The sequence below is a fragment of the Pseudomonas sp. FP597 genome (assembly GCF_030687435.1).
Lineage (GTDB): Bacteria > Pseudomonadota > Gammaproteobacteria > Pseudomonadales > Pseudomonadaceae > Aquipseudomonas > Aquipseudomonas lactucae.
This window is the reverse complement of sequence record NZ_CP117432.1, coordinates 3,051,295-3,063,519: the sequence shown is the minus strand read 5'-3', so window position 1 is coordinate 3,063,519 and position 12,225 is coordinate 3,051,295. Positions and strand designations below refer to the sequence as shown.

Below are 12,225 nucleotides of genomic sequence, written 5' to 3'. Positions count from 1 at the left end.
CCGCTATCGGGAGCAAGCCCCCTCCCACACTGGATCGGGTTGCCAATCCTAAAAACAATACTGCTGAGCAAATCATCATGACCCAGCAAAACCTGTTCCTCGGCATCGACTGCGGCACCCAGGGTACCAAAGCCATCGTCCTCGACGCTTCCAGCGGCGAGGTCCTGGGCCTGGGCGCCGCCGCGCATACTCTGATCAGTGGCGCCAATGGCCGCCGCGAGCAGCACACTCAGGAGTGGCTGGACGCCTTCACCGAAGCCACCCACCGCGCCCTGCAACAGGCCGGGGTGGATGGCCAGGACATCCTCGGTATCGGCGTTTCCGGTCAGCAGCACGGCCTGGTTTTGCTCGATGACCAGGGCCAGGTACTGCGCCCGGCCAAGCTGTGGTGCGACACCGAAACCACGCCCGAGAACGAGCGCCTGCTGCAACACCTTGGCGGTGAACGCGGTTCGCTGGAACGGCTGGGCGTGGCCATCGCGCCGGGCTACACCGTGTCCAAACTGCTCTGGACCCGCGAACAACACCCGGACCTGTTCGCGCGCATCGCCCATATCCTGTTGCCCCACGACTACCTCAACTACTGGCTCACCGGCCGCGCCGTCGCCGAGTACGGCGATGCGTCGGGCACCGGCTACTTCAACGTGCGCAGCCGCGAATGGGATGTAGCGCTGCTCCAGCACATCGACCCGAGCGGTCGCCTGGAAAAAGCCTTGCCACCACTGATCGAGGCGGACCAGGCGGTGGGCACGATCCTGCCGGCCATCGCCGAACGCCTGGGCATCAACCCGGCGGCCATCGTCGCCAGCGGCGGCGGCGACAACATGATGGGCGCCATCGGCACCGGCAATATCTCACCGGGCGTGATAACCATGAGCCTGGGGTCGTCGGGCACGGTCTACGCGTTCGCCGACCAGCCCAACGTCAGCTCCCAGGCGTCGGTGGCGACCTTCTGCTCATCCAGCGGCGGCTGGCTGCCGTTGATCTGCACCATGAACCTGACCAACGCCACCAGCGTGATTCGCGAATTGTTCGAGCTCGACCTGGGCGCCTTCAACGCGCTGGTCGAGCAAGCCCCGATTGGGGCCGACGGCGTGAGCCTGCTGCCATTCCTCAACGGTGAACGCGTGCCCGCCCTGCCCCATGCCACCGGCAGCGTGCACGGCCTGACCATGACCAACCTGACCCGCGCCAACCTGTGCCGCGCCGTGGTCGAAGGCACCACCTTCGGCCTGCGTTACGGCCTCGACCTGCTGCGCCAGACCGGCCTGCAAAGCCAGCACATCCGTCTGATCGGCGGTGGCTCGAAAAGCCCGGTGTGGCGGCAGATGGTCGCCGATATCATGAACACCGAAGTGATCTGCACCGAACAAAGCGAAGCCGCCGCCCTGGGCGCGGCGATCCAGGCGGCGTGGAGCCAGTCCGGCGAATCCCTGGCCAGCCTGTGCGACAAATGTGTAAGCGTCGACCCGGCCAGCCGAACACTGCCGGTGGCGGCCAACGTCAGTGCCTATCAACACGCCTACGAACGCTATCAACAGCAAGTGGCAACCCTTTAAGAGCGAATAACTATGTATCTGGTGTGTGGTGAAGCGTTGTTCGATTTTTTCAGCGAGGAGGACGCCAGCGGGCTGGCGTCCAAGGTCAACTACAAGGCGATTGCCGGCGGTTCGCCGTTCAACGTGGCGGTGGGCCTGCGCCGCCTGGGCATCGAGGCGGGGTTTTTCGCCGGTATCTCCAACGATTACCTGGGCCGTCGCCTGTTGCAGGTGCTCAAGGATGAAGGCGTAAGCGAACAGTTCCTCGTGGAGTTCGCGGCGCCGACCACCCTGGCGATGGTCGCCGTGGGCGCCAATGGTTCGCCGCAATACAGCTTTCGCGGCGAAGGCTGCGCCGACCGGCAACTGCAGGTGGCGCATCTGCCGAGCCTGGGCGATGACGTTCGCGGCGTGCATATCGGCTCGTTCTCGCTGGTGGTGCAGCCGATCGGCGACACCCTGCTGGCCCTGGTCCAGCGCGAAAGCGGCAAGCGCCTGATCAGCCTCGACCCGAATGTGCGCCTCAACCCGCAACCGGACATCCAGCTGTGGCGCGACCGCGTCGCACAGCTGGCCAAGCATGCCGACCTGATCAAGGTCAGCGACGAAGACCTGCACCTGCTCTACCCCGACCAGACGCCCGAAAGCGTGCTGCAAGGCTGGTTGCAACACCGTTGCCAACTGGTGTTCCTGACCCGTGGTGGCGATGGCGCCAGTGTGTTCAGCCGCCAGCATGGCACGTGGTCACAACCGGCAGTCAAGGTGGTGATGGCCGATACGGTGGGCGCCGGCGATACCTTCCAGGCCGCGTTGATTGCCTGGCTGACCGAGCAGCAACTGGATTCGGTGCAGGGCCTGCAACAGCTCACACGCGAGCAGATCGACGCCATGCTCGGCTTCGCTATTCGCGCCGCCGCCCTGACCTGCACCAAGACCGGCCCGGACTTGCCGTACCGTCAGCAGTTGGGCTGAAAACGTGGGCGGTTCATGAAGGTTTTGTCAGCCAGGGTCACATTAATCGATGGTTAATCCCGCAGGTCGACAGTGAAGTCGAACCCACTTGCGGAGCACTATCATGAAACTGCGTACCTTAATGTTCGGCGGCCTGTTGACCCTGGCAGCCACCTCGGGCCTGGCCCAGGCCGACGACCAGAAGCCGGTGCCGTATCAGTACGGCATGCCGATGAACATAAAACACGTGATTGCCATGAACGAAACGCCGACAGACGAATGCAAGGTCATCGACGCCGATATCAAGTTCGTGGACAAGGCCGGGAAAATCGAAGATGTGGGCTATCGCAAGCTGTCCGATGCGTGCAGCTTGCAGAATTGATGGCTCGCAAACGCACTGGGCCTGGCAGTTATCAGGCCCATGGAATCGAACGTTTAGCTAGTAGTAAGCACGCCCTCCTGCTCGCCGCAAGACAGGCGTGTGCACGTGTTTAAGGTCTTCACGCAACCCCGTGATCAGGTTGCAAAGGGCTCGACTGCTGTCGAGTTTATCCGCGTTTATACCTTTGACTTCCAAATCCACCCGGTCACGGTCGCGGTCGTCGTAGATTTTGATCGTCAGCGAGGCATCTTCGGCTTTGGTGCATTCGCACCGTTTAGGCAGAAAACTTCCTTCAATAATGCTGCGTAATTCAAGTTCCGAAAGCATGGTCAACCTCTCCTTTTTTGAGACTGCCAACAGATTGTTATGATCATGCAAGCGCTTTCCAGCCTTGGAAGGCACCTTCAAATACCAAGCGTACTCGGCAAAATCCGCTGGCGTTGTAACCTTTCCTCATAAGCCCGCAGCGGTTTTTGTATAACTGAACTTTGAACTTACGGGCATCGCTTGAATGAGCGTGGAACGCCTGCGATTAAACGTTTAACCCGCTGTTTGTATTTAAACAAGGCTGAGCGCAACGACTCTTTCTGCAACATATCGCAAACTATCAAAGTTGATATTGGCGCCTGAATTTATCGCCACCAGGGTCTGACCTGTCACGCCCCTGTCGGCAACGTATTTGCGGATGCCCGCCACCGCCAAGGCGCCGGAAGGCTCGGTGATGGAACGCGTGTCGTCGTAGATCAGCTTGATGGCGCTGCACAGTTCGTCGTTATTCACCGTGATGACCTCATCCACCCAGTCGCGGCAGATTTCAAAACCGTAGGCACCGACCTGCGCGACCGCCGTGCCATCGGCAAAGCCGTCGACACTCGGCAGCACCACACGCTCCCCCGCGCGTAACGCCGCCAACAGGCAACTGGAGCCTTCGGGCTCCACGCCGATGATGCGCACTTCGGGGCGTAGGTATTTGACATAGGCGGCGATGCCGGCGATCAGGCCGCCGCCGCCCACCGGCACGAAGATCGCATCCAGCGGGCCTTGCTGCTGGCGCAGGATTTCCATGGCCACGGTGCCTTGGCCTGCAATGACGTCGGGGTCGTCGAACGGCGAAACAAAGGTGCAACCGGACGTCTCAGCCAGTTGCAGCGCATGGGCCAGGGCAAACGGGAAGCTATCGCCATGCAGCACCGCTTCGGCACCACGGGAACGTACGCCCAGCACCTTCAGCTCCGGCGTGCTGCACGGCATGACGATGCGCGCGCGGATCCCCAGCTCCCGCGCCGCCAACGCCACACCTTGGGCATGGTTGCCCGCCGACGCCGTCACCACGCCCCGCGCTTTCTGCTCATCGGTCAGCTGGACCAACCGGTTGTAGGCACCGCGGATCTTGAAGGAAAACGTCGGTTGCAGGTCTTCGCGCTTGAGCAGCAAGGTGTTGCCGAGCAACGCCGATAACGCCGGTGCCGCTTGCAGCGGCGTGCGCACCGCCAGGTCGTAGACCGGCGCGGCGAGGATCTTTTTCACGTAGTGCTCAAGCAGTGCCGTGTCGTGGGTGTGCGGGGCTGTGCGGGCGCTCATCGGTGTCTCCTGGCTTTTTGTTGAAGGCCCTGGAGACGGAAAAACAAAACCCGCCTCTAGGGCGGGTTTGGGTGCAGCCGTGCGCTATCCCGCCAAATGAGGAATGGCGGTAATAATGCTCTGCTGGCTGCGGAAGGCTTGAAATGTCATGTCACGAAATTAACCGGCGGCTGCCGGGCAAGTCAATGGCCAAGCGCTACTTAGCCATCGAGGGTTTACGCATGCCATACGAAACATATACGCTTCGTATATCAACATTACACAGTGAATCCCATGGGCATCGTCAAGATCACCGACCAGTTACACGAACAACTGCGCCTGGCCAGCGCCGCGATGGATCGCTCCATCAACGCCCAGGCCGAGTTCTGGATCAAGATCGGCCTGCTCGCCGAACTCAACCCCAGCCTGCCCTACAACGAGCTGATCAACAAACTGCTGCTGGATAAGCCCGACCTGATCCGGGGGCGCAGTTGATGATCAAGACGCCCGCTCAACTGGCCGTCATGCGCGAATCGGGGCGCCTGCTGGCCCAGGTGTTCACGATGCTCGACGGTTTTGTCGCCGCCGGCCGTTCCACCCTGGAACTGGACGCCACCGTCGAAGCCTATATCCGCAACGAGTTGAAAGCCCGTCCGGCAAGCCTCGGGCAGTACGACTACCCGTTCTGCATCAATACTTCGATCAACGAAGTGGTGTGCCACGGCATGCCCAGCGCCAGGGAGCTGCTCAAGGACGGCGATATCATCAACATCGACATCACCCTGGAAAAAGGCGGCTACATCGCCGACGCCAGCAAGATGTACATGATCGGCGCCGTCGCCCCCAAAGCCAGGCGCCTGGTGGAGATGACATTTGAAGCGATGTGGGCCGGCATCCGCCAGGTCAGGCCCGGCGCTCGCCTGGGGGACATCGGCCATGCGATCCAGAGCCACGCGCAGGCCAACGGCTACAGCGTGGTGCGCGAATATTGCGGCCACGGCATCGGCAAGCAGATGCATGAAGAGCCGCAGATCCTGCACTTCGGTCGCCCCGGCACCGGGCTCGAACTGCGCGAAGGCATGGTGTTTACCATTGAACCCATGCTCAACCAAGGCAGCGCCAAAACACGCAGCCTCAAGGATGGCTGGACTGTGGTGACCAAGGACAACAGCCTGTCGGCGCAGTGGGAACATACCGTGGCGGTGACGGCGGATGGGTTTGAGGTGCTGACCCTGCAACAACAGCCTTGCGATTAACCTGTGGTGAGCGAGCTTGCTCGCGTCGGGTTGCGTAGCAGCCCCAAAAGCAAGGGAGCGCTGCGCACTCCAGCGCGAGCAAGCTCGCTCACCACAATGAATATCTCAGGCCACTTGCTTGATGCCGGCCTTGGCCTCCAGCTCACGCACCAGCGGCAACACGCGCTTGCCGAAGTACTCCACTTCTTCCTGGAAGTGCAGGAAACCCGCCAGCACCAGATCCACCCCCACAGCCTTGAGCGCAACGATACGCTCGGCAATCTGCTGCGGCGTGCCGATCAGGTTGGTCTTGAAGCCGTCGTTGTATTGCACCAGGTCTTCATAGCTCGATTTGGCCCAGTTGCCCTCGCCTTCCGGGGACGCCTTGCCCGCTTGTCTGGCCGCGTCGCCGAATGCGTTGACTGCTTCCGGGTCGGCCTTGTCGATGATCTCGGCCAACACGGCGCGGGCTTCTTCTTCGGTATCGCGGGCGATGACAAAGGCATTCACACCGACTTTGACCGAATGGTTATTCGCCGCCGCCTTGGCGCGGATATCGTCGACCTGGGCCTTGATGCCTTCGGGGGTGTTGCCGTTGGTGAAGTACCAGTCCGACACCCGCGCCGCCATGTCGCGCGCGGCCCGTGAGCTGCCGCCCTGGAACACTTCCGGCCGGCCCAGGGGCTTGGGTTTGAGGGTGTAGTTGTTGAAGCGGTAGAAGTCGCCCTTGAAAGTAAAGTCGTCCTGGGTCCAGATGCCTTTGAGGGCGCGGATGAATTCCTCGGAACGCCGATAACGCTCGTCGTGCTCCAGCCAATGCTCGCCGATGGCCTGGAATTCGCCCTTGAACCAGCCGCTGACGATGTTCACTGCAATGCGGCCGTTGGTGAGCTGGTCGATGGTCGCCAGTTGCTTGGCCGCCAGCGCCGGTTGCCACGGGCCCGGCAGGATGGCGGCGATCACCTTGAGCTTGGTGGTCGCGGCCAGCAGCGCATGGCTGAACGCCACCGACTCATGCTGGTTGTCGGCACCGTAGCCGGCGGTGAAGCGGATCTGGGTCAGGCCATATTCAAAGCCGGCTTCTTCCGCCAACTGCGCCAGTTTACGGTTGTAGTCGATGCCCCAGTGGGTACGCTGCTCGATCTTGCTGACCACCAGCCCACCGCTGACGTTGGGCACCCAATAGGCAAATTTCACGGCTTGCTGACTCATCTAACGCTACCTCATGCACAGGGATGTACCGGTGACTTGAGCAGCAAGCGTGCCAGCCTGGGCAAACGCCCGCGCCAGGGGGGTTGCGGCAGAAAAACCAGGCGCCAATCGTGTGATCACAACTGTCAGGGATTACATCGGTTTGTCGCAATGCTGTTGCTGGAGCAACAGTCAATCGGCTGATTGCCCCGTAAACATTGGGCTTCGCACCCGGCACGGACTGTGCAATCACCTCTGGCATTGTCCACTGCCCCGGAGCCTTGCCCATGACCGAACACCACGTCATCAACCCGCTGTCCATCGGCGTCGATTACCCCACGCTGGCCGCGCGTTTCCGGCCGATCTTCCAGCGTATCGCCGACGGCGCCGTGCAGCGCGAACTCAACCGCACCCTGCCCCACGAGCCGATCCAATGGCTGAAGGAGGCTGGTTTCGGCGCCGTGCGGGTGCCGGTGGAATACGGCGGCGGCGGCGCGTCCCTGCCGCAACTGTTCCAATTGCTGATCGAACTGGCCGAAGCCGACTCCAACGTACCCCAGGCCCTGCGCGGGCATTTCGCCTTTGCCGAAGACCGCCTCAACGCGCCACCGAACGCCGGGCGCGAGCTGTGGTTCAAGCGCTTTGTCGACGGCGATATCGTCGGCTGCGCCTGGACCGAAATCGGCAACGTGGCCATTGGCGACGTGGTCACCCAGGTCAGCCCCAACGGCGACCAATGGACACTCAACGGTGAAAAGTTCTACAGCACCGGCAGCATTTTCGCCGACTGGATCGACGTATACGCCCAACGCAGCGACACCGGCGGTGACGTGATCGCCGCCACCCGCGCGCGCCAGCCTGGGGTGGTGCACAGCGATGACTGGGACGGCTTTGGCCAGCGCACCACCGGCAGCGGCACGTCGCGGTTTACCGAGGCGGTGGTGGAGGCGGACAACGTCATCGACTTTGCCACCCGCTTCAAATACCAGACCGCGTTCTACCAGTCAGTGCTGCTGGCCAGCCTGGCCGGTATCGGCCGCGCGGCATTACGCGATGTGGCCCATCAGGTGCGCAGCCGCAAGCGCATCTACAGCCATGGCAATGCGCCCCACGTGAGCCAGGATGCGCAGGTTCAACAGGTGGTGGGCGAAGTGGCGGCGCTGGTGTATGCCGCAGAGGCCAGCGCCTTGAGGGCGACGTTACCGGCACAACGGGCGTACGTGGCACGCTTTGGCGGCGATGAGGCTGCAGAGCGCGAAGCCAACGTGGAGGCCGAGATTGAATCGGCGACGGCGCAGGTGGTGGTGTCGGACTTGATCCAACGCGCCACCAGCCAGTTGTTCAATGCGCTGGGAGCGTCGGACGTACGCCAGGGCAAGGCGCTCGACCGGCACTGGCGCAATGCGCGGACCGTGTCGTCGCACAATCCGGTGATCTACAAAGCGCGCATCGTGGGTGATTGGGTGATCAATGGGACCGAGCCGCCGTTTGTGTGGCAGATCGGCAACGGCCCGGCGAAAGCCTGAATCAAGGTTTACCACAGTCAAAATGTGGGAGGGGGCAAGTCTCCTCCCACATTTGACCTCTGTGTATTGGGACCCTGTGTACGCCTCAGAAGGCCAATTTGTACCCGACCGCCATCAACATGACCGCCAGGCAGGGGCGCAATACACCGTCCGGAATCTTGCCGGTCATGTGGCTGCCGATGTAGATCCCCGGCAGCGAGCCCATCAACAGAAAACCCAACAGTTGCCAGTCCATATTGCCCATGCCGGCATGACCCAGGCCGGCCACCAGGGTCAGCGGCACGGCGTGGGCGATTTCGGTCCCCACCAGGCGGCGTGTGGCCAGGAACGGATACAGGATAAACAGCGCCACGGTACCGAGGGCGCCGGCGCCGATCGAGGTCAGGGCGACCATGGTGCCGAGGATGGCGCCGGTGAGCACCGTCAAGGCGTTCAGGTTGCGCGGGTTCAGGTGGTAGCTGTCGCCCGCATGCCGCTGGGCGAAGGTCAACAGGGTTTTCTTGAACAGGATCGCCAGTGCGGTCAACAGCAGTACCACGCCGAGGGCCTGCTTGATCACCGCGTTCATCACCGTGGGATCGGTATGCAGGCTGGCGAGGAACCACAGGGTCAACAGCACCGCCGGCACGCTGCCCAGGGTCAGCCAGCCGGTGATGGTCCAGTCGATGTTCTTGTTTTTGCCGTGCACCAGCACGCCACCAGACTTGGTGATCGCGGCGTACAACAGGTCGGTGCCCACGGCGGTCGCCGGGTTGATGCCGAACCACAACAGGATCGGGGTCATCAGCGAGCCTCCGCCGACCCCGGTCATGCCGACGATAAATCCAACGATCAGGCCGGCGATTACGAAACCAAAGTTACCTACATCCATTCCAACTACCCGCGGCCTTATAAAATTCTGGCCGCAGGATAGCGATTTTTCTTATAACCACTTATACCAATATGATCTGACTTTATGCTTTTTAGGCCAGTCGACGGCAACAGTAGGCTTGGGTCTGGTAAGGAAAGGCCACAGTGTCGCGCCCGCGCAGGTCGGGATGGGTGTCGATCAGCGTCTGCAACTGTGCGGTGACCGTGGCTTTTTCCGCGTCCGGCAAGGCGGCAATGAAGCTCACCGACAGGAAGCGGTCCATGATCACCTCCCGAGGGCTGCCCACATGCTGATAAGCAAAGCAGGTCACTTCAGGGTCGGAAAAGTACTCGCCAGTGAAGGTTTCGCGCCAGCGCCCCGTATGAAAGCGCGGTGTGTCGCCCTCGTAGGGGGTAATGATCTCGGTAATCGCCGCGACCCACCCCACCGACTCATCACGCACGTTCCACACCAGCCCGAGGCGCCCCTGCGGTTTGAGCACCCGGTGAATTTCCGCCAACGCCGCCCGAGTGGAGAACCAGTGAAACGCTTGCGCACAGACCACCGCATCGGCGCTGGCGGTCGGCAATGGCATCGACTCTGCCGTGCCGTCCACCAGGCGCACATCCGGTAACAGCCTGGTCAATTGCGCGCCCATTGCGGCCACCGGCTCCACGGCGATCAGCGTCGGTGCGAGGGTGCTGAGCAAGCGCGTGAATTTGCCGGTGCCGGCGCCCAGGTCGATCACCGTCGAATTTGCATCGACAGCCAGCGTCTGGGTCAGCCAACCCGTGAGCTGTCGAGGGTAATCCGGGCGGCCCTGGGCATAGGTGCCGGCCTGGGTAGAGAAACCTTGTTGAGCAGACGCGTGAACAGCGGTCATGGCCAATCTCTCTTCGCAAAAACGGGGTCACAGTGTGCGCCTTCCCGCAGCGGTTTTCTAATCGACCATCGTCGGTAACCACACCCTGAACCGTGCCCCACCCAACGGCGCCGCCAGCGCAGTCAATGTACCGCCCTGGGCTTGCAGCGCGCGGCGGCTGATCGCCAGGCCCAGGCCAAAGCCGCCGGTTGCACGGTCGCGGCTGCGGTCGAGGCGGTAAAACGGTTCGAAGATGCGCTCGCGCTGGTCCGGCGGGATGCCGATGCCGTCGTCATCGACGCAGATTTCACAGCCCTTGGGGCACACCTTGACCCCCACCCGGATGCGCTTGTCGCAGTAACGCGTGGCGTTGCGCAGCAGATTCTGCAAAGCGCGCGCGGTCAGGCGCGGGTCGAGGCTGAAACGCTCGACGGCGCAGTCGAGCGCCACATCGATGACGATCTCAGGGTTTTCCAGTTCGTCATCGACGCTGCCCAGCACGCTGTCGATGAACTCATCGAGCGCCACTTCGACCCGCTCCGGCAGTTGCGCCGGGTTGTGCAGGCGGCTGTAGGACAGCAACTCCAGCACCAGCTCATCCAGCTCGCGAATATGCGCGACCAGGCCGTGCAAGCGCTCGCGACTGGCGACGGGCAGGTCTTCGGACAACGCCAGGGCCAAGCCGAAATCCAGGCGTGTCAGCGGCGTGCGCAGTTCGTGGGAGACCGCATTGAGCAGATCACGTTGCTGGTTGAGCAGGCGCTCGATGTCGTCGGCCATGGTGTCGAACACCGAGGCCAGGCTGCCGATGCTGGAGTGCGACGGGATGCCTGTGCGCTCGGCCAGGTTGCCCTGGCCCAATTGCCCGGCGGTGCGTTTCAAGCGCTCCAGGTCTCGCCAGTGCGGGCGCAGCCAGACCAGCAGGCACACCAGCAACGCGGCGACGATCAGGACGTTGATCGCCCAATAGAGCAGGTTCATGTCCAGCGGGTCCGGCGGCACCTTGAGCTTGACCACGAACCGTTCGTTGATCGGCGAGCTGATCTCCTCCATCCAGCCCCAGTCGCCCAGGTGCACCACCGGCTTGCCTTGCGCCAGCAGTTGTTCTTCCTCGGGGGTGTAGCGGGCGTCCTCGCGCAGTAGCAATTGCACGCTCAGCGGCGCAAAGTCATGGCCCAGTTGTTCGGTGATCCGCGACCAATGCTCAACCGGTGCGCGCAGGTATTGCTTGACGATCAGCGCCTGCTGGCCACGGGTCTGCTCGATGTTGTAGTTGAGGTAGCGGTGTTCGAACAGCTGGATCACCAGTTTGGGAATCAGGTAGATCGCGGCGCTGTAGGTGACGATGGTGATCAGGAAGAGGCGGATCAGTACGCGCAGCATGGGTCAGCATTCCCACTCGGAACGGCTGAACAGGTAGCCCTTGCCCCACACCGTCTTGATCTTGCGCGCCTCACCGGCGTGGTCGTCGAACTTGCGGCGCAGCTTGGAGATGGCCACGTCGACCGAACGGTCGGTGCCGTTGAACTCGATACCGCGCAGGCGTTGCAGGATCTGGTCGCGGCTGAGCACTTCACCGGCGTGGCGGGCCAGTACCACCAGCAGGTTGTATTCGCCGCTGGACAACTCCACCGCCTGTTCGCGCCAGCTCACGCTGCGTTCCGACAGGTCGATGCACAGGTTGCCCATGATGATCTGATCGTTGGCCACCTGCGGCTCGGACAGACTGCTACGGCGCAGCAATGTGCGGACTCGGGCAAGCAGTACGCGGGGCTCGCAAGGTTTGGTCACGTAGTCGTCGGCGCCCATTTCCAGGCCCAGCACCTGGTCGTGGCTGTCGTCGCGGGCGGTGAGCATCAGGATCGGCAGGCCCGCCGAATCGTCGCGCAACAGGCGGCAGACTTGCAGGCCGTCAAGACCCGGCAGCATCAGGTCGAGGATCACCAGGTCCGGTGGGTTCAGGCGCGCACGTTCGCGCACGTGATCGCCACGGCTGAGCACGCTGACGTGGTAGCCATTGCGTTCCAGGTAGCTGGCAATCAGCTCGGAGAGCGCGGCGTCGTCTTCCACCAGGAGGATGTTGGGCATGAAAGGTGTTCCATGAAATACAGTTATGGGTCGTACACAAAT

General features: G+C 62.3%; 13 protein-coding genes. 6 read left to right on the top strand and 7 right to left on the bottom strand.

Going from position 1 to position 12,225, the window contains the following annotated elements:
* Positions 1 to 77: 77 nt before the first annotated feature.
* The 3 genes from xylB (at position 78) to PSH66_RS14255 (ending at position 2,871) form a co-directional block, all read left to right on the top strand.
* A complete protein-coding gene (gene xylB / locus PSH66_RS14265) occupies positions 78 to 1,559 on the top strand; it encodes a xylulokinase (protein ID WP_305429442.1) in 1,482 nt (493 codons plus the stop codon).
* Between the two features lie 12 nt (positions 1,560 to 1,571).
* Entirely contained in the window at positions 1,572 to 2,510 is a 939-nt protein-coding gene (locus PSH66_RS14260) for a carbohydrate kinase (RefSeq protein WP_003173668.1), read from the top strand.
* A 103-nt stretch (positions 2,511 to 2,613) separates the two neighbouring features.
* Complete coding sequence (locus tag PSH66_RS14255; RefSeq protein ID WP_305429440.1) at positions 2,614 to 2,871, top strand: DUF2790 domain-containing protein; 258 nt, start codon at positions 2,614 to 2,616, stop codon at positions 2,869 to 2,871.
* Between the two features lie 57 nt (positions 2,872 to 2,928).
* Here the strand turns inward: PSH66_RS14255 and PSH66_RS14250 are convergent, their stop codons facing one another.
* Both PSH66_RS14250 and ilvA read right to left on the bottom strand, forming a co-directional pair.
* On the bottom strand, positions 2,929 to 3,198 hold the full coding sequence (locus PSH66_RS14250) for a DUF1652 domain-containing protein (RefSeq protein ID WP_305429439.1): 270 nt from the start codon (positions 3,196 to 3,198) through the stop codon (positions 2,929 to 2,931).
* Positions 3,199 to 3,429: 231 nt separating this feature from the next.
* Complete coding sequence (gene ilvA / locus PSH66_RS14245; RefSeq protein WP_370694833.1) at positions 3,430 to 4,452, bottom strand: threonine ammonia-lyase, biosynthetic; 1,023 nt, start codon at positions 4,450 to 4,452, stop codon at positions 3,430 to 3,432.
* Positions 4,453 to 4,725: 273 nt separating this feature from the next.
* Between ilvA and PSH66_RS14240 the strand changes: the two genes are divergently transcribed.
* The gene (locus PSH66_RS14240; RefSeq protein ID WP_003173664.1) at positions 4,726 to 4,926 is read left to right on the top strand and encodes a ParD-like family protein; all 201 of its coding nucleotides are present in this window, start codon (positions 4,726 to 4,728) and stop codon (positions 4,924 to 4,926) included.
* Positions 4,926 to 5,687, top strand: coding sequence for a type I methionyl aminopeptidase (map, locus tag PSH66_RS14235; RefSeq protein WP_003173663.1), 762 nt, complete (start codon positions 4,926 to 4,928; stop codon positions 5,685 to 5,687). Before PSH66_RS14240 ends, map begins: the two co-directional genes overlap by 1 nt.
* 105 nt (positions 5,688 to 5,792) lie before the next feature.
* Here map and sfnG read toward each other — a convergent pair whose 3' ends face one another.
* Positions 5,793 to 6,878: a dimethylsulfone monooxygenase SfnG gene (gene sfnG / locus PSH66_RS14230; RefSeq protein ID WP_305429438.1), complete on the bottom strand. Its 1,086-nt coding sequence runs from the start codon at positions 6,876 to 6,878 to the stop codon at positions 5,793 to 5,795.
* 266 nt (positions 6,879 to 7,144) lie between these two features.
* Between sfnG and PSH66_RS14225 the strand changes: the two genes are divergently transcribed.
* Complete coding sequence (locus PSH66_RS14225; RefSeq protein WP_305429437.1) at positions 7,145 to 8,383, top strand: acyl-CoA dehydrogenase family protein; 1,239 nt, start codon at positions 7,145 to 7,147, stop codon at positions 8,381 to 8,383.
* A gap of 85 nt (positions 8,384 to 8,468) precedes the next feature.
* Here PSH66_RS14225 and PSH66_RS14220 read toward each other — a convergent pair whose 3' ends face one another.
* The 4 genes from PSH66_RS14220 to PSH66_RS14205 all read right to left on the bottom strand — a co-directional run bounded on the left by PSH66_RS14220 (position 8,469) and on the right by PSH66_RS14205 (position 12,183).
* A complete protein-coding gene (locus tag PSH66_RS14220) occupies positions 8,469 to 9,254 on the bottom strand; it encodes a sulfite exporter TauE/SafE family protein (RefSeq protein ID WP_003173660.1) in 786 nt (261 codons plus the stop codon).
* A gap of 91 nt (positions 9,255 to 9,345) precedes the next feature.
* Complete coding sequence (locus PSH66_RS14215) at positions 9,346 to 10,116, bottom strand: class I SAM-dependent methyltransferase (RefSeq protein WP_003173659.1); 771 nt, start codon at positions 10,114 to 10,116, stop codon at positions 9,346 to 9,348.
* A 57-nt stretch (positions 10,117 to 10,173) separates the two neighbouring features.
* Positions 10,174 to 11,478: an ATP-binding protein gene (locus tag PSH66_RS14210; protein ID WP_003173658.1), complete on the bottom strand. Its 1,305-nt coding sequence runs from the start codon at positions 11,476 to 11,478 to the stop codon at positions 10,174 to 10,176.
* A gap of 3 nt (positions 11,479 to 11,481) precedes the next feature.
* Complete coding sequence (locus PSH66_RS14205; protein ID WP_003173657.1) at positions 11,482 to 12,183, bottom strand: response regulator transcription factor; 702 nt, start codon at positions 12,181 to 12,183, stop codon at positions 11,482 to 11,484.
* Positions 12,184 to 12,225 lie beyond the last annotated feature (42 nt).